Below are 17036 nucleotides of genomic sequence, written 5' to 3' on the forward strand. Positions count from 1 at the left end.
AATATCCCGCCGCTCATCGGCCCGTCACAATGCGGCGTCCGGGCCGGGGCCGCCGCGCTTGACAGTTGTTCGAACGCGTGTTCGACTAGCTGGGTGAGGTGGGAGAACCAGCGCGCCGGGCGCGACGCGCAACCGGCCCTCCTGGGCCTGGACGGCCTGGTCCGGTCGGTCGCGTCACCGGAGTTCCAGGGCGTCACGTTCCACGAGGTCCGCGCACGTTCGGTGCTGAACAAGGTCCCGGGCGGGTCGATGGTCCCGTTCGGCTGGACGGTCAACCCCTACCGGGGCTGCAGCCACGCCTGCACCTACTGCTTCGCCCGCAACACCCACACCTACCTCGACTTCGACGCCGGCCGCGATTTCGACACCCAGGTCGTGGTCAAGGTCAACGCCCCGGAGGTGCTGGCCGCCCAGCTGCGCCGCCCGGGCTGGGCCCGCGAGCACGTCGCCATGGGCACCAACACCGACCCCTACCAGCGCGCCGAGGGCCGCTACCGGCTGATGCCCGGCATCATCCGCGCGCTCACCGGATCCGGCACGCCGTTCTCGATCCTCACGAAGGGCACCGTCCTCACCCGGGACCTGCCGCTGCTCACCGCCGCGTCGCGCGAGGTGGACGTGGGCATGGCGGTGTCGATCGCGCTGCTGGACCGCGACCTGCAGCGCAGCCTCGAACCCGGCACGCCCAGCCCGCGCGCCCGGCTGGACCTGGTCCGCCGCATCACCGACGCCGGCCTGCCCTGCCACGTGATGGTCGCCCCGGTGCTGCCCGGCCTCACCGACAACGAGGAGGCACTGGACCCGCTGCTCGCCGGGATCGCGGCCGCCGGCGCCACCCGCGCCACCGTGCTCGCCCTGCACCTGCGGCCCGGCGCGCGGGAGTGGTTCGCCCGGTGGCTCGGCGCCCACCGGCCGGACCTGGTCGAGCGCTACCGCGAGATCTACGGCCGCGGCAGCTACGCGATACCCGCCTACCGGCGGGCGCTGTCCGCCCGGGTCACACCGTTGCTGCGCCGGCACGGCCTGCACCGGCAAGAGGAGCCGCACCGCGCGCCCGCGCCGCGGGAACCGGTGCGCCCGGCACCGGGGGAGCAGCTGAGCCTGTTGTAAGGAAAACCTGGTGAACCAGGCCGCGGGCGCGTTCGTTAGCCTCTTACCGGCAGGAAAATCCCTGCTGACGCCACGAGCTGCCACGCCTCGCAAGGAGAACAACCGCAGTGCTTCGCACCCACGACGCCGGCACCCTGCGTGCCGAGCACGCCGGCCAGATCGTCACGCTCACCGGGTGGGTCGCCCGGCGGCGCGATCACGGCGGGGTGATCTTCATCGACCTGCGGGACGCGAGCGGGGTCGCGCAGGTGGTGTTCCGCGAGGGCGAGATGGCCGAGCGTGCCCACCAGCTGCGCTCCGAGTACTGCATCAAGGTCACCGGCGAGGTCGCGCAGCGCCCGGCCGGCAACGAGAACCCGGACATCCCCACCGGCGCGATCGAGGTGCTGGCCACGGAGCTGGACGTGCTGTCCGAGGCCGCCGTGCTGCCCTTCCCGATCGACGACCGCGTGGACGTCGGCGAGGAGGTGCGGCTCAAGTACCGCTACCTCGACCTGCGCCGCAGCGGCCCGGCCCGCGCCATCCGGCTGCGCAGCGAGGTCAGCCGCGCCGCCCGCGAGGTGCTGCACGCCCAGGGCTTCGTCGAGGTCGAGACCCCGACCATGACCCGCTCCACCCCGGAGGGTGCCCGCGACTTCGTGGTCCCGGCGCGCCTGCGCCCGGGTTCGTGGTACGCGCTGCCCCAGTCGCCGCAGCTGTTCAAGCAGCTGCTCATGGTGGGCGGCCTGGAGCGGTATTACCAGATCGCGCGCTGCTACCGGGACGAGGACTTCCGCGCGGACCGGCAGCCGGAGTTCACCCAGCTCGACATCGAGATGAGCTTCGTCGACCAGGACGACGTCATCGCGGTCGGCGAGGCGGTCGTGTCCGCGCTGTGGAAGCTGATCGGTCACGACATCCCGCGCCCGATCACCCGCATCACCTACGCCGACGCGATGGCCAAGTACGGCACCGACAAGCCGGACCTGCGCTTCGGGCTCGAACTGACGGACCTGACCGAGTACTTCGCCGACACCCCGTTCCGCGTGTTCCAGGCGCCCTACGTCGGCGCGGTGGTCATGCCCGGCGGCGGCGGCCAGCCCCGCCGCCAGCTCGACGCCTGGCAGGAGTGGGCCAAGCAGCGCGGCGCGAAGGGCCTGGCCTACGTGCTGATCGGGGAGGACGGCACGCTGTCCGGCCCGGTCGCCAAGAACATCTCGGAGTCCGAGCGCGCGGGTCTCGCGGAGGCCGTCGGCGCCCAGCCCGGCGACTGCGTGTTCTTCGCCGCGAACAAGCCGAAGGAAGCCCGCGCGCTGCTCGGCGCGGCGCGCGTGGAGATCGGCCACCGGCTGGGCCTGATCGACGAGGACGAGTGGTCGTTCGTCTGGGTGGTCGACGCGCCGCTGTTCGAAGCCGCCGACGAGACCGACGACGTCGCGGTGGGCTCCGGCAAGTGGACCGCCGTGCACCACGCCTTCACCTCGCCCACCCCGGAGTGGATCGACAAGTTCGAGACCGACCCGGGCAACGCCCTGGCCTACGCCTACGACCTGGTCTGCAACGGCAACGAGATCGGCGGCGGCTCGATCCGTATCCACCGCGCCGACGTGCAGAAGCGCGTCTTCGAGGTGATGGGCCTGTCCGAGGCCGAGGCGCAGGAGAAGTTCGGCTTCCTGCTCGACGCGTTCGCCTTCGGTGCCCCGCCGCACGGCGGGATCGCGTTCGGCTGGGACCGCGTCGTGATGCTGCTGGCCAAGGCCGATTCGCTGCGCGATGTCATCGCGTTCCCGAAGACCGGTGGCGGTTACGACCCGCTGACCGGCGCCCCGGCCCCGATCACCGCGCAGCAGCGGCGCGAGGCCGGCGTCGACGCGAAGCCGCCTGCCCCGCAGGGCTGACGCGGTGCTGCACCTGCGGGTCGTCAGCCCCGCCGAGGAGACCGAGCGGGCGCTGGCAGCGCTGCGGGACCAGCCGGGCACGGCGCACCTGATCGTGCACCGCGGTGCCGCCGTGTCCCCGGCCGGTGACCTCATCGAGGCCGACGTGGCCCGCGAGGCGGCCGACGAGGTGATCGAGGCGCTGTGCGGCCTGGGCCTGGACCACAGCGGCGCGATCACGCTCGAGGCGCTGGACACCGCGTTGTCCGACGCGGCGGACCGGGCCGAGGAGAGCGCGCCGGGCGAGGCGGCGGACGCCGTGGTCTGGCAGGAACTGCTGAACCGCACCGGCGAGGAGTCCCGGCTCAACGTCACCTTCCTGACGTTCCTGACCATCGCGTGCCTGCTGGCCTCGGTCGGCATCGTGACCGACTCGCCGGTGACGATCGTCGGCGCGATGGTGGTGGGGCCGGAGTTCGGGCCGCTCGCCGCGATCGCCGTCGGGCTGGTGCTGCGCCGCGGTGACCTGATCCGCCGCGCGGTCCTGGCGCTGGCGCTCGGGTTCCCGATCGCGATGCTGGTGACCGCCGGGGTCACGGTGCTCACCTGGATCGTGGGCCTGCTCGACGTGGGCGGCTTCCGTGAGGCGCACGAGGTGGATTTCGTCTACCAGGTCGGCTGGTACTCGCTGATCGTCGCGCTGCTCGCCGGCGCGGCCGGGATGCTGTCGATGACATCGGCGAAATCGGCCGCGCTGGTGGGCGTGTTCATCTCCGTCACCACCGTGCCGGCCGCCGGATACGCGGTGGTCGCGGCCGTACTGGGGGAGTGGTCGAAGGCGGCGCAGTCGTTCGGTCAGCTCGCGGTGAACCTCGTCGGGATCGTGGCGGCGGCGGTCGTCGTGCTGCTGCTGCGGCGGCGCCGGCACGTTCCGGTCACCGTGCGGCCGCTGCCGGAAGTGGAAAAATCGTTGTGGTGAGCGAGGTTCGCGCGCTAGTAGGGTCGAGGGCGATGACGGTGGACACTTCCCCAGGCACGGAGGACGACCAGGATCCGCCCGCCACAGCCGTTCCGGTCAGCGAAACGGCCGCTGTGGACGCGGCCGTCCAGGCGGCCGAGACCGTGCTGACCCGGCGCTTCGGCAGCCCGATCGGGCTGGTGGAGCCGGAAGCGCTGCCCGGCAGCGGACCGGCGACGGTCGTCCGCGCCCGTATCGCCGCGTCCCCGTTCGGGCTGCCCCGCACGCTCGTCATCAAGCACTACCCGGACGCGCCGCCGCGGGGCGTGGCCGACCCGTTCGCGCAGGAGGCGGTCAGCTACCAGCTGTTCACGGCGCTGCCCGCCGAGGACCGGATGTGCCCGGAACTGCTGGCCCACGACGGGCCGCTGCGGGTCCTCGTGATCGACGACCTCGGGCGCGCGCCCACGTTGTGGGACAAGCTCCGCGGCCCGGACGCGCGGCCGGCCGAGCGGGCGCTGCTGTCGTGGGCGCGGTCGCTGGGCCGCCTGCACGCGACCACCGCCGGCCGGGAGGCCGATTTCGAGGCCCTGCTGCGCCGGCTGGGCGGGTTCGCGCCCGACGAGGACACCACGCCGGCCGTGGCGTGCGCACGCCTGCCGACGCTGCTCGAGGAGGCGCTGGGCGTCGGCACCCCCGACGACGTGCGCGCCTACGCCGAGCAGGTGCGGGAATCCTCGGCGTCCTCGCCCTTCCGCGCGTTCAGCCCGGTCGACCTGAGCCCGGACAACAACCTGGTGACCAGCGGCGGGCTGCATTTCCTCGACTTCGAGCGCGGGGTGGTGCGCAACGCCCTGGTGGACGCCGCCCACCTGCGGGTCCCGTTCGCCACCTGCGACGACGCGAGGGCGCTGCCGACCGGCATGAGCGAGGCGATGATCGCCGCGTGGAAGGCCGAGGTGTCGGGCGTGTGGCCGGCGCTGGCCGACAACGAGGTGCTGTCGGCCCACCTGCTGGACCACCAGATGCTGCTGGTGTGGGTCGCGACCTGGGCCGCCCTGGGCGGGTCGTCCGCGGGGATCTCCCAGCACCGCGCGGCCGCCCTGGTGGCCTGGTGGCAGGATCTGGGCACCTACGCCGAGCGTGGCGGCAAGGACGCGGTCGCGGCGCACGCGCGAGCGGTGTCCGCCGCCCTCGACGACCGCTTCGGGCCGGGGCTGGAGCTGCCGCTGTACCCGGCGTTCCGCTGACCGCGCCGGCCACCGGCACCCGGAACGTTCGCTGAGCCGTCCGGGCGGTGTTACCCGGTGATCACGTGGCGGGCGGGTGCGTGCCCGAGGGTCTGCAGACGTGACCGCGGTGCACGCAGAACCCACCCAGGCCCCTGATCCCCGTCCCCGCCGGGCCGCCCGGCTGGCCGTGCTCGGCGACTCGACCGCCGTCGGGCTCGGCGATCCCGTTCCTGGTGGCTCCTGGCGCGGCGTCGGGCCCTTCGTGGCCGGGGCGCTGGGCATCGCGCCGCAGGGGTACCTCAACACCTCCGTCACCGGCGCCCGGATGCGGGACGTGCGCACCGGCCAGCTGCCGGCGGCGCTGCGCCACCGGCCCGACGTCGCGGTCGTGATCGCCGGCATGAACGACACGCTCCGCTCGGACTTCGACCCGGTGGCCCTGGCCTGCGACCTGAGTGACGTGGTGGCCGCGCTGCGCGCAACCGGCGCGGTCGTCGTCCCGATGCGCTTCCACGACCACAGCCGCGTCTTCCGGCTGCCCGGGCCGTTGCGGCGGGCCCTCACCGCGCGGATCGGCGAGGTCAACGACGTCGTGGATGCCGTCGCCCGGCGGCACGGTATCGCCTGCCTCGACCTCGGCGCGCTACCGGGCGCGTACGACCTCGCCTCGTGGAGTGTGGACCGGCTGCACCCGTCCGAGCTGGGGCACCGCCTGCTGGCGCGCGGCGTGACCGAACTCGTCGCCGAGGCCGGGATCGCCGTGCCGTCCCCGGTGAGCCTCGTCTGCTCCGGTGGGGTTGCGCCACGCACGCTCGACCACGTGGGCTGGCTGGTGGTCAAGGGCATCCCGTGGCTGTGGCGCCGCGGCCGCGACCTGCTGCCGCACGCGGCGGCGATCGTGGCCCGCTCGGCGGCGGAGTCCTGGCGCGCCCGTCGCGGCACCCCGCGCGAACTGGCGGCAGGACCCGGGCCGGGCGCTGAGGCTCCCCGGTCCGCGTGAGCCGCCGGTGGCGGGCGGTTTCGTCGGGGGGCGGCATTACGGTGGAGGTGTGCAGGACGAACTCTTCACGGTGAACCCGGACCTGGAGCCGCCGCCGGAGCGCGTGACGCAGCCCCAGGCGGCGCCGGTCCCGCCGGGTTCGCCCCTCGCCGTCCGGATGCGGCCGCGCTCGCTCGACGAGGTCGTGGGCCAGCAGCACCTCCTCGGCGAGGGGGCTCCGCTGCGCCGCCTGGTGGAGGGCGCCGCCCCGGCCTCGGTGCTGCTCTACGGCCCGCCCGGCACCGGCAAGACCACCCTGGCCAACCTCGTCTCCACCGCCACCGGCCGCCGGTTCGTGGCGTTGTCGGCCCTGTCCGCCGGCGTCAAGGAGGTGCGCGGCGTCATCGAGGAAGCCCGGCGCCGCCGCCAGTACAACGCCGAGAACACGGTGCTGTTCATCGACGAGGTCCACCGGTTCTCCAAGACCCAGCAGGACGCGCTGCTCGGCGCGGTGGAGGACCGCACCGTCCTGCTCGTCGCCGCCACCACCGAGAACCCGTCGTTCTCGGTCGTGTCGCCGCTGCTGTCCCGCTCGCTCGTGCTGCAGCTCAAACCCCTCACCGACGAGGACGTGCGCCTGCTGATCCGCCGCGCCATGACCGACGAGCGCGGCCTGGGCGGTGCGCTCGAGCTCACCGCCGACGCGGAGGACCACCTGGTCCGCCTGGCCGCCGGGGACGCGCGCCGCGCCCTCACCGCGCTGGAGGCCGCCGCCGACGCCGCCGCGGCCACCGAGCACAAGACGATCGACCTGCCCACCGTGGAGTCCACGGTGGACAAGGCGGCGGTGCGCTACGACCGCGACGGCGACCAGCACTACGACGTCATCAGCGCGTTCATCAAGTCGATCCGCGGGTCCGACGTGGACGCCGCGCTGCACTACCTGGCCCGCATGATCGAGGCGGGGGAGGACCCGCGGTTCCTCGCGCGCCGCCTGGTCGTGCACGCCAGCGAGGACATCGGCATGGCCGACCCGACGGCGCTGCAGGCCGCGGTCGCGGCCGCGCACGCGGTGCAGTTCATCGGCATGCCCGAAGGGCGGCTCGCGCTGGCCCAGGCCACCATCCACCTCGCCACCGCGCCCAAGTCCAACGCCGTCGTGGCGGGAATCGACGCCGCGCTGGCCGACGTCCGCGCCGGGAAGCTGGGCACCGTGCCGCCCCACCTGCGCGACGGCCACTACGCCGGCGCCGCCAAGCTCGGCAACGCCCAGGGCTACCGCTACCCGCACGACGTGCCCGAAGGAGTGGTCGCGCAGCAGTACCCGCCGGACGAGGTCGTGGGCGTGGACTACTACCACCCGACGCAGCGCGGCGCCGAGCGCGCGCTGTCCGAACGGGTCCCCCGGTTGCGCCGGTCGGTGCGCGGCGGTCCGGCGTCCGCGGTGTGATGATCGGAGGCATGCCCGAGAACCCGCAGATCACCGTCGCCGTGCTCGGCACCGGCATCATGGGCCTGCCGATGGCCGCCAACATCGCCGCGGCCGGCCTTGCGGTGCGGGCCTGGAACCGCACCCGCGACAAGGCCGAGCCCCTCGCCGAGCGGGGCTGCACCGTCGTGGACACCCCGGCCGAGGCTGTCGCCGGCGCGGACTTCGTCGTCACGATGCTCAGCGACGGCGCCGCGGTGCAGGACGTCGTCGAGCAGGCCGGCCCGTTCCAGGCGGTCTGGCTGCAGATGAGCACCGTCGGCGTGGACTGGACCGGCCGGCTGGCCGCGCTCGCGCGCCGGTCCGGCGTCGCGTTCGTCGACGCACCCGTGCTGGGCACCCGCAAACCGGCCGAGGACGGCGCGCTCGTCGTCCTCGCCGCCGGCCCGGAGGACCTGCGCGAGCGGTGCGCTCCCGTGTTCGACGCGGTCGGCAGCCGCACGCTGTGGGCCGGTGCGGCCGGCGCGGCCAGCAGGCTCAAGCTCGCCGCCAACGCCTGGGTGCTCGCCCTCACCAACGGCACCGCCGAGAGCATCCGGCTGGCGCAGGTGCTCGGCGTCGACCCGCGGCTGTTCCTGGAAGCCATCACCGGTGGTGCGCTCGACGTGCCCTACGCCCACCTCAAGGGCGGCGCCATGATCGACGGCGAGTTCCCGCTCGCGTTCGCCGCCCGGCACGCGGCCAAGGACGCCCGCCTCGCGCTCGAGGCGGCCGGGGACGCGGTGGATCTCGCCGGAACGCGCGCCGCGCTGGCGCATCTGGACGCCGCGATCGACGCCGGCCACGGCGACGAGGACATGGCAACCCTCTACTACGGCCTGGAGGGCCGTCCGGCCGGTGACGGCGACGCACGGTAACCTGACCGGCATTCACGCCGCTTGAACCGAGGAGGGCCCGTGTCGGCAGGGCAGATCGCCGCGTTGATCGCCGCAGGAGCGTTCGTCCTGCTGGTGCTGCTGCTCGCGATCCCGTTGCTCAAGCTCGGTCGCACGCTGGACGAGGCGACGATCGCCATCCGCAAGGCGCACGAGAACTCGGACCCGATCCTGCTCGGTGCCAACGAGACGATCACGCACGTGAACAACCAGCTGGAACGGGTCGACGGGATCACCGCGAACGCGCAGGCCGTGACCGGCAACGTCTCCGCCCTCTCGTCGGTGTTCACCGCCACCCTCGGCGGCCCCCTGGTCAAGACCGCGGCGTTGTCCTACGGCCTGAGCAAGGCCATCCGGTCCCGCCGCAAGGCCAGGGAACTGGGCGAGGGCAAGCACTCCCGGAAGCGGGGCCGCAAGTGAAGCGCCTGCTGTGGCTCGGCGTCGGTGTCGCGACCGGTGTCGCGCTGTCCCGCAAGGCCACCCGGACCGCTCGTCAAGCGTCGCCGGCGGGGTTAGCCTCGAACCTGGGTGACGCCGTGTCGGAGCTGGCCGGCGCCATCGGATCGTTCGGCGCGGACGTGCGCGCCGGGATGAGCGAGCGGGAGCAGGAGCTGCGCGAGATGGTGGTGGACCGGTCCGGGGTGGCGACCCCGCGCGCCTCCGAGGGCCGGCACGCCGCCCGGCGCCCGGCGCGAGCTCGCCGGGCGGAGAGCTGACCACGCGGCACCGCCGCCGCGCCGTGTTCTCCGCCGACGCCGCTGCCCCTGACCCCGCGGCGCCCGCCGCCTGCCTTCGCACGAGGACTGACCAGTGGAAACACACGAGATCAACAAGCGGTTCCTGGCGCACTTCCAGGCCAAGGACCACACCCCGGTGCCCAGCGCGTCGCTGATCCTGGACGACCCGACGCTGCTGTTCGTCAACGCCGGCATGGTCCAGTTCAAGCCGTACTTCCTGGGCGAGGTGCCGCCGCCGTACCCGCGGGCGACCAGCATCCAGAAGTGCGTGCGCACCGGCGACATCGACGAGGTCGGCAAGACCACCCGGCACAACACGTTCTTCCAGATGGCCGGGAACTTCTCCTTCGGCGACTACTTCAAGGAAGGCGCGATCGCGAACGCCTGGGAACTGATCACCAAGTCCCAGGACGACGGTGGTTTCGGCTTCGACCCGGACCGCATCTGGGTCACCGTCTACGAGAACGACTCGGAGGCGGCCGGGCTGTGGCAGAAGATCGCGGGCATCCCCAGCGAGCGCATCCAGGCCCGCGACGGGCGGGACAACTACTGGGACATGGGGGTGCCCGGCCCCGGTGGCCCGTGCTCGGAGATCTACTACGACCGCGGCCCCGGGTTCGGCCGCGACGGCGGCCCGGTGGTCGACGAGGACCGGTACCTGGAGATCTGGAACCTGGTCTTCATGCAGGACGTGCGGGGCGAGCAGAGCCCGAAGTACGGCCACCCGCCGGTCGGTGAGCTGCCGAAGAAGAACATCGACACCGGCATGGGCGTCGAGCGCGTCGCCTACCTGCTGCAGGGCGTGGAGAACGTCTACGAGACCGACCTGGTGCGGCCGGTCATCGCGCGTGCCGAGGAGTTCTCCGGCCGCCGCTACGGCGCGAACCACGCCGACGACGTGCGCTTCCGCGTCATCGCCGACCACGCCCGCTCCGGCGTGATGCTGATCGGCGACGGCGTGACCCCGGGCAACGAGGCGCGCGGCTACGTGCTGCGCCGTCTGCTGCGCCGCATCGTGCGGTCGGTGCGCCTGCTGGGCGTGCAGGAGCCGGTGCTGCCCGAGTTCGCCGCGGTGGTGCGCGACGCGATGGCGCCGTCCTACCCGGAGATCGCGCGCGACTTCGACCGCATCAGCGAGGTCATGCGGGTCGAGGAGGAAGCGTTCCTGCAGACCCTGACCAGCGGGTCGCGGATCTTCGACCTCGCCGCGGAGGAGACGAAGAAGGCCGGCGGCAACGTGCTGGCCGGCGACCGCGCCTTCCAGCTGCACGACACCTACGGCTTCCCGATCGACCTTACCCTGGAGATGGCCGCCGAGCAGGGCCTGTCGGTCGACGAGGACGGGTTCCGCACGCTGATGGACGAGCAGCGCCGGCGCGCGAAGGCCGACGCGGCGGCCCGCAAGAAGGGCCACGGTGACCTGTCGGTCTACCGTGAGATGCTGGAGCGGCACGGGGAGACCGACTTCCTCGGCTACACCGACCTGCAGGCCACCGCGAAGGTCGTCGGCCTGCTCAAGGACGGCCAGGGCGTGCCGGTCGTGCGCGAGGGCGACAAGGCCGAACTGATCCTCGACCGCACCCCGTTCTACGCCGAGAGCGGTGGTCAGGTCGCCGACACCGGCGTGCTGCTCGGGTCGGCCGGCGAGGCCAGGGTCGTCGACGTGCAGAAGATCGTGCCGGGCCTTTGGGTGCACCGCGTCGAGGTGGTCGCGGGCGAGATCGGCCTGGACACCGAGGTGACCGGTTCGGTCGACCAGACCCGCCGCGGCTCGATCGCGCGCTCGCACTCGGCCACCCACCTCGTGCACGCCGCGGTCCGCGGCGCCTACGGCCGCCGCGCCGCGCAGGCCGGGTCGCTGAACTCGCCCGGCCGCATGCGGTTCGACTTCACCACTCCGGGGCCGGTCTCCACCGATGTGCTGACCGAGGTCGAGGAGGAGGTCAACGACTACCTGCAGAACGACGTCGAGGTGCAGGCCTACACCACGACCAAGGACCAGGCGCTCGAGCTCGGCGCGGTGGCGCTGTTCGGCGAGAAGTACGGCGACCGGGTCCGGGTCGTGGACATGGGCGAGTACTCGCGCGAGCTGTGCGGTGGTACCCACGTCGGCCGCATCGGCGAGCTGGGCCTGGTCAAGCTCGTGTCCGACTCCTCGATCGGGTCCGGGGTGCACCGCGTCGAGGCGCTGGTCGGCACGGACGCGCTCAAGCACGTGCGCAAGGAGCAGCTGCTGGTCTCGCAGCTGGCGAACACCTTCAAGGTGCCCAGCGACCAGCTGCCCTCCCGCATCGAGGACGTGCTGAGCCGCCTGCGCAACGCGGAGAAGGAGATCGCCCAGCTGCGCACCCGGCAGGTGCTCGGTTCGGCCGGGACGCTCGCGGACAAGGCGACCGACGTGCACGGCGTCGCGGTCGTGGCCGAGAAGCTCGACGGCGACATCGACGCGGGCGCGCTGCGCTCGCTGGCGCAGGAGGTCCGCAACCGGCTCGGCTCGCGGCCAGGTGTGGTCGCACTGTTCGCGCCGCAGGGCGACAAGCTCAGCTTCGTGGTCGCGACCACCGCCTCCGCCCGCGACAAGGGCTTCGCGGCGGGCAAGCTGGTGCCCTCCTTCGCCGGCGCGGTCGGCGGTCGCGGCGGCGGCAAGCCGGACCTCGCGCAGGGCGGCGGCAGCAACCCGGCGGGCATCGAGCAGGCCATCACGGCGCTGCGTGGCGCGGTCGCGGCAGGGTGACGCCGCGCACACCGGACCGTCCCGGGGAGCACGATCCCGGGGCCGGTCGGCGGCTGGGCGTCGATGTCGGATCCGTCCGGGTCGGCGTGGCGCTCAGCGATCCGTCGCCGGTTCTCGCCAGCCCGCTGGTTACCCTGTCGCGTGATGCGAACAGCGACAGCGATCTCGAGCAGCTGGCCGCGCTGGTGGCCGAACACGAGGTGGTGGAGGTGATCGTGGGACTGCCGCGCACCCTGGCCGACCGCCACGGTCCGGCCGCGGAGATCGCCGCCGGTTACGCCGACGCCCTCGCCGGGCGGATCGCGCCGGTCCCGGTGCGGCTCGCCGACGAGCGCTTCACCACAGTCACCGCGTCACGGATGCTGTCGCAGCGTGGTGTCAAGGGCCGCAAGCAGCGCGCGGTGGTCGACCAGGCCGCCGCCGTGGAAATCCTGCAGGGCTGGCTCGACGCGCGGGCCGCCTACCGCGCACGGGCGGGTGAGGCGTGAACCCCGAACAGCCGCCGCGCCCGCCGCGGCGCCGTCCGTCGGTGCCACCGCCCCCACCGCCCCCACCGGTTCCGCCGCGCGGTGTGCCCGCGCGGCCGGCCGGCGGGCCGCGCCACGCGCGCCCGGAGCCACCGCAGGCACCGCAGGCCCCGCCTCCGCCGCCGGCGGTGCCCCGCCGTCCGCCGTCGCGCCGTCCGGCGCCGCCCGACTACGGCCTCGACCTGTTCGACGAGCGGCCGCCGTCCCCACCGCGCCGGCCCAGCCGTCCCACCCGGCCGGTTCGTCCCCCTCGTCCGCCGCAGCCGCCGCCGGACGAGTCGCCGACGGAGATCATCCGGCTGGACGACGACTACGACTACGACGATTTCGACGACTACCCGGAGAACGCGGAGGAAGTCCGGGCCGAACCGGAGTACATCGACCCGGACGATCCGGACGACCCGGACGACGACGAACCCGTCGGCACCGGGCGCAGGCGCAGACCGCTGCGCTGGCTGGTCGCGCTGGTGGTGCTGGCACTCATCGGCGGCGGCGCGTGGTACGGCATCGACGCGGTCTTCGGCTACGACGACTACCAGGGCACCGGTGAGTCCGACGTCCTGATCCAGATCAACGCCGGCGACTCCACCGGTGCCATCGGCCAGGAGCTGGCCGCGTCCGGTGTGGTCGCCAGCGCGAAGGCGTTCGTCAAGGCCAGCGAGGACAACTCGAAGGTGCTGAGCCTGCAACCCGGCTACTACGTCCTGAAGACGAAGATGTCCGGGGCCGCCGCGGCGGCGAAGCTCACGCAGGACGGCTCGCGCGTCGGCGTGCTGCAGGTGCGGGCCGGCACCCAGCTGGACGACATCACCCAGCCCGACGGCACGGTGACGCCCGGCGTGTTCTCGCTGCTGGCGAAGGCTTCCTGCGCCGACCTCAACGGCAGGAGCACCTGCATCACCGCGCAGCAGCTGCGGGACATCGCGGCGCGAGCCGACCTGGTCGCGCTCGGCGTGCCGGACTGGGCCGCGTCCGTCGTGTCGGCGTCCACCGACGCCCGGCGTATCGAGGGGCTGGTCGCGCCGGGCGTCTACGACGTCAAGCCCGGCTGGACCGCGACCGAGCTGCTGTCGAACGTGCTCCGGACGTCGGCGAGCCGCATCCAGGCTGCCGGGCTGACCGGCACGGCCAAGTTCCAGGGCCGCACTCCGTACGAGACGCTCGTCGTCGCCTCGCTGATCGAGCGTGAGGCCATCAAACCGGACTTCGCCAACGTCGCTCAGGTCATCTACAACCGGCTCGGCAAGGCCATGCGGCTGCAGCTGGATTCGACGGTGAACTACCTGCTGGACAAGCCGGTCGTGACCACGACCGACGAGGACCGCAACCGCCCCGGCCCGTACAACACGTACCGGATCGCCGGGCTGCCGCCGACGCCGATCTCCTCACCGAGCGTGGAAGCCATCCACGCCGCCGAACAACCCACCCAGGGCGGCTACATCTACTTCGTCAAGTGCGAGAAGAACGGCCAGTCCTGCTTCGCCACCACGGACCTGGAACACCTGCAGAACATCACCCTTGCGAGGCAGCGCGGTGCCTACTGAACGCAAGGCCGCCGTGCTCGGCAAGCCGGTGGCGCATTCGCTGTCGCCGGTGCTGCACCGAGCGGCGTACGCGGCGCTGGGCCTGGACGGCTGGAGCTACGAGCGGATCGAGGTCGACGCCGAGGGGCTGCCCGGGTTCGTGCGCGGGCTCGGCCCGGAGTGGGCGGGGCTGTCGGTGACCATGCCGGGCAAGCGGGCCGCGCTGGACTTCGCCGTCCGGGCGACCGGCCGGGCCGTGGCCGCCGGTGCGGCGAACACCCTGGTCCGCACCGCGGAGGGGTGGCTGGCCGACTGCACCGACGTGGACGGGGTCGCCGGCGCGCTGCGGTGCGCGGGCGGGTTCAGCGGCGGCGGCACCGGCCTGGTCCTGGGCGCCGGTGGCACGGCGGCCGCGACGGTCGTCGCGTTCGCCGAGCTCGGGGTCCGGCGCGTGGTGCTGGTGGTCCGCGACCCCGCCCGTGCGGCGGAGACCGTGGCGGCGGCGGGCCGGGCCGGGATCGAGGCGGACGTGCGCGGATGGGCCGAGGCGGACTTCGGCAAGCTCGCCGCGGACGCGGCGGTGCTGGTGAACACGGTGCCGCCGGCGGCGGTCGCGGAGCACGCGGCGGAACTGGCGGCGGCGCCGTGCGTGCTCGACGTGATCTACCACCCGTGGCCGACCCCGCTGGCCGAGGCCGCCGCCGCCCGCGGGGGCCGGGTCGCCACCGGACTGGACATGCTGCTGCACCAGGCGTTCGGGCAGGTCGAGCACTTCACCGGCCGCCCGGCCCCCCGCGAAGCGATGCGCACCGCCCTGCGCGAGGCCACCGGCAGCGTCTTGCCGCTGCCCATCGGATGAGCTCGTCGACGTGCGGCTGGTCGTACCCCCACGCCGAGGGGACAGGCGGGGTGGGTCCGCCATTCCCGAGCGCGGTTGAACTAGCGTGGTGGCCATGAAGATCGTGGTGCTGGACGACTACCAGGATGTCGCGCGGAGCCTCGCGGACTGGGACTCGCTGGGGGCCGAGGTCGAGGTGATCACCTCCTTCATCGGCGACCACGACGAGCTGGTCCGGCGGCTCGCCGGTGCCGAGGTCGTGGTCGCGATGCGGGAGCGCACCCGGTTCACCGCGCAGCTGCTGGACCGGCTGCCGGACCTGAAGCTGCTGGTCAGCACCGGCCGCCGGAACGCCGCCATCGATCTGAAGGCCACCGAGCGGCTGGGCATCACCGTCTGCGGCACCGGCTACCTGCCGCACCCGACGGCCGAGCACACCTGGGCGCTCGTCCTCGCCGCGCAGCGCCACCTGGAGACCGAGCTGGCCGCGATGCGTGACGGTGCGTGGCAGTCCACGGTGGGTACCGGCCTGCACGGCAAGACACTCGGCCTGCTCGGTCTGGGCAACCTGGGCCAGCGGGTGGCGCAGGTCGGTCAGGCGTTCGGGATGGAGACCATCGCGTGGAGCCAGAACCTCACCTCGGAACGGGCGGCCGAGCACGGTGTCACAGCAGTGTCCAAAGAGGACTTGTTCGCCCGGTCCGACGTGTTGTCCATCCACCTGGTGCTGTCCAAGCGCACCCGCGGTCTGGTCGGTGCCGCGGAACTCGCCGCGATGAAGCCGGGGGCGCTGCTCGTCAACACCTCCCGCGGACCGATCGTCGACGAGCAGGCACTGCTGGACGCCCTGCGGGCCCGGCGGATCCGCGCCGCGCTGGACGTCTACGACATCGAACCCTTGCCGGCGGACCACCCGCTGCGCGCGATGCGCAACGCGACGCTGACCCCGCACCTGGGTTACGTCACGCGCGAGGTGTACGAGATCTTCTACCGCGACGCGGTGGCGGATATCGCCGCCTGGCGGGAGGGCAACCCGGTGCGCGTCATGACGCTGTGACCGCTCGCCCCGCACCGGAAGGGAACACCGCGCCGCACGACGCGCACCGGTAAGCGGACCGGATCGCCCGATCGCGCCTACGCACCCGCGCGACCGGCCAACTCGCCGCCACAACCAGCAAACACGCCGCCGCCAGCGGCGAACACGCGGCCGGGAGCGGCGAACACGCCGCCGGTGTCGTGTTTGCCCTTGCGGGCGCCGTGTTTGCTGTCCGGGGCCTCGTGTTTGCTGGTCCGGTCGGTGTGTTGGCGCTGGCGGGCGCTGGGTTGGCCGTGGCGGGCCGGCGGCGTCAGCCGCGCAGTTCGGCGAGCACCGCGTCGGTGAACGGGGGCCACGCCTCGATGGCCCACGGACCGAAGTCCAGGTCGGTCAGCACCACGCACGCGGCTCCGGCGTCCGGGTCCACCCACAGGAACGTGCCGGACTGGCCGAAGTGCCCGAAGGTGCGCGGCGAGCTGGCCGCGCCGGTCCAGTGTGGACTCTTGGAGTCGCGGATCTCGAACCCCAGCCCCCAGTCGTTGGGCTTCTGGTGCCCCAGGCCGGGCAGGACCCCGGTCAGGCCGGGGAACGCGACGGAGGTCGCCTCCCGCAGCGTCGCCTCGGCGATCAGCTTGGGCGCCTGCAGTTCCGCCGCGAACCGCACCAGATCGTCCACACAGGACACGCCGCCCGCGCCGGGCGAGCCGTCCAGGCGGGTCGAGGTCATGCCGAGCGGGGCGAGCACCGCCTCGGACAGGTAGCCGGCGAACGGGATGCCCGAGTGCTGCGCCAGTGCCTCGCCGAGGACGGCGAACCCGGCGTTGGAGTACATGCGGCGGGTGCCGGGCGCGGCCAGCACGCGATCGGAGTCGAAGCCGAGGCCGGCGGTGTGCGCGAGCAGGTGCCGGACGGTCGAGCCCTCGGGACCGGCGGGCGTGTCCAGCTCGACCACGCCCTCCTCCACCGCGATCAGCGTCGCGTAGGCGGTGAGCAGCTTGGTCACCGAGGCCAGCCGGAACGTCCGCGCCGTGTCGCCGTGGCTGCCGGCCACCGTTCCGTCCGCCCGCACGACGGCCGCCGCCGCGTGCGGGGCCGGCCACTGATCGATCCGCTCCAGGCTGCGCATGCCGCAAGCCTAACGG

15 protein-coding genes are annotated in these 17036 nt (G+C 73.2%); 14 read left to right on the forward strand and 1 reads right to left on the reverse strand.

What is annotated here, in order from left to right:
- The first annotated feature begins 93 nt into the window (after positions 1-93).
- From FHX46_RS12195 to FHX46_RS12260, 14 genes are all read left to right on the forward strand, one after another.
- Entirely contained in the window at positions 94-1110 is a 1017-nt protein-coding gene (locus FHX46_RS12195; RefSeq protein WP_167113413.1) for an Rv2578c family radical SAM protein, read from the forward strand.
- A 107-nt stretch (positions 1111-1217) separates the two neighbouring features.
- Positions 1218-2987, forward strand: a complete 1770-nt coding sequence (gene aspS / locus FHX46_RS12200; protein WP_167113415.1) for an aspartate--tRNA ligase — start codon at positions 1218-1220, stop codon at positions 2985-2987.
- A 4-nt stretch (positions 2988-2991) separates the two neighbouring features.
- The gene (locus tag FHX46_RS12205) at positions 2992-3945 is read left to right on the forward strand and encodes a DUF389 domain-containing protein (RefSeq protein WP_167113417.1); all 954 of its coding nucleotides are present in this window, start codon (positions 2992-2994) and stop codon (positions 3943-3945) included.
- 32 nt (positions 3946-3977) lie between these two features.
- Positions 3978-5174, forward strand: coding sequence for a phosphotransferase (locus FHX46_RS12210; RefSeq protein WP_167113419.1), 1197 nt, complete (start codon positions 3978-3980; stop codon positions 5172-5174).
- 109 nt (positions 5175-5283) lie between these two features.
- The gene (locus FHX46_RS12215; RefSeq protein WP_313886106.1) at positions 5284-6156 is read left to right on the forward strand and encodes an SGNH/GDSL hydrolase family protein; all 873 of its coding nucleotides are present in this window, start codon (positions 5284-5286) and stop codon (positions 6154-6156) included.
- Positions 6157-6205: 49 nt separating this feature from the next.
- Positions 6206-7585, forward strand: coding sequence for a replication-associated recombination protein A (locus tag FHX46_RS12220; RefSeq protein ID WP_167113421.1), 1380 nt, complete (start codon positions 6206-6208; stop codon positions 7583-7585).
- An 11-nt stretch (positions 7586-7596) separates the two neighbouring features.
- Positions 7597-8481, forward strand: coding sequence for an NAD(P)-dependent oxidoreductase (locus FHX46_RS12225; RefSeq protein ID WP_243871262.1), 885 nt, complete (start codon positions 7597-7599; stop codon positions 8479-8481).
- 39 nt (positions 8482-8520) lie between these two features.
- A complete protein-coding gene (locus FHX46_RS12230; protein WP_167113423.1) occupies positions 8521-8919 on the forward strand; it encodes a DUF948 domain-containing protein in 399 nt (132 codons plus the stop codon).
- The gene (locus FHX46_RS12235) at positions 8916-9215 is read left to right on the forward strand and encodes a hypothetical protein (RefSeq protein WP_167113425.1); all 300 of its coding nucleotides are present in this window, start codon (positions 8916-8918) and stop codon (positions 9213-9215) included. The genes FHX46_RS12230 and FHX46_RS12235 overlap by 4 nt, the downstream gene beginning before the upstream one ends.
- Positions 9216-9309: 94 nt before the next feature.
- Positions 9310-11970, forward strand: coding sequence for an alanine--tRNA ligase (gene alaS / locus FHX46_RS12240; protein WP_167113427.1), 2661 nt, complete (start codon positions 9310-9312; stop codon positions 11968-11970).
- Positions 11967-12458: a Holliday junction resolvase RuvX gene (gene ruvX / locus FHX46_RS12245; RefSeq protein ID WP_167113429.1), complete on the forward strand. Its 492-nt coding sequence runs from the start codon at positions 11967-11969 to the stop codon at positions 12456-12458. Before alaS ends, ruvX begins: the two co-directional genes overlap by 4 nt.
- Positions 12459-12625: 167 nt before the next feature.
- On the forward strand, positions 12626-14041 hold the full coding sequence (gene mltG, locus FHX46_RS12250; RefSeq protein ID WP_167113431.1) for an endolytic transglycosylase MltG: 1416 nt from the start codon (positions 12626-12628) through the stop codon (positions 14039-14041).
- A gap of 13 nt (positions 14042-14054) precedes the next feature.
- Positions 14055-14879 carry a shikimate dehydrogenase gene (locus FHX46_RS12255; RefSeq protein ID WP_313886280.1) on the forward strand — a complete coding sequence of 275 codons (825 nt, stop codon included), beginning with the start codon at positions 14055-14057 and terminating at the stop codon, positions 14877-14879.
- 94 nt (positions 14880-14973) lie between these two features.
- Positions 14974-15915, forward strand: a complete 942-nt coding sequence (locus FHX46_RS12260; protein ID WP_167113434.1) for a D-2-hydroxyacid dehydrogenase family protein — start codon at positions 14974-14976, stop codon at positions 15913-15915.
- Between the two features lie 289 nt (positions 15916-16204).
- Here FHX46_RS12260 and FHX46_RS12265 read toward each other — a convergent pair whose 3' ends face one another.
- Entirely contained in the window at positions 16205-17020 is an 816-nt protein-coding gene (locus FHX46_RS12265) for a serine hydrolase domain-containing protein (RefSeq protein WP_167113436.1), read from the reverse strand.
- Positions 17021-17036 lie beyond the last annotated feature (16 nt).

This window comes from Amycolatopsis viridis, assembly GCF_011758765.1.
Lineage (GTDB): Bacteria > Actinomycetota > Actinomycetes > Mycobacteriales > Pseudonocardiaceae > Amycolatopsis_E > Amycolatopsis_E viridis.

What these genes read in the sequence shown, in the direction of transcription:
- FHX46_RS12210 (WP_167113419.1), top strand. Translation starts at nt 3,978, where the DNA reads ATGACGGTGGACACTTCCCCAGGCACGGAGGACGACCAGGATCCGCCC.
- FHX46_RS12265 (WP_167113436.1), bottom strand. Translation starts at nt 17,020, where the DNA reads ATGCGCAGCCTGGAGCGGATCGATCAGTGGCCGGCCCCGCACGCGGCG.
- FHX46_RS12260 (WP_167113434.1), top strand. Translation starts at nt 14,974, where the DNA reads ATGAAGATCGTGGTGCTGGACGACTACCAGGATGTCGCGCGGAGCCTC.
- FHX46_RS12225 (WP_243871262.1), top strand. Translation starts at nt 7,597, where the DNA reads ATGCCCGAGAACCCGCAGATCACCGTCGCCGTGCTCGGCACCGGCATC.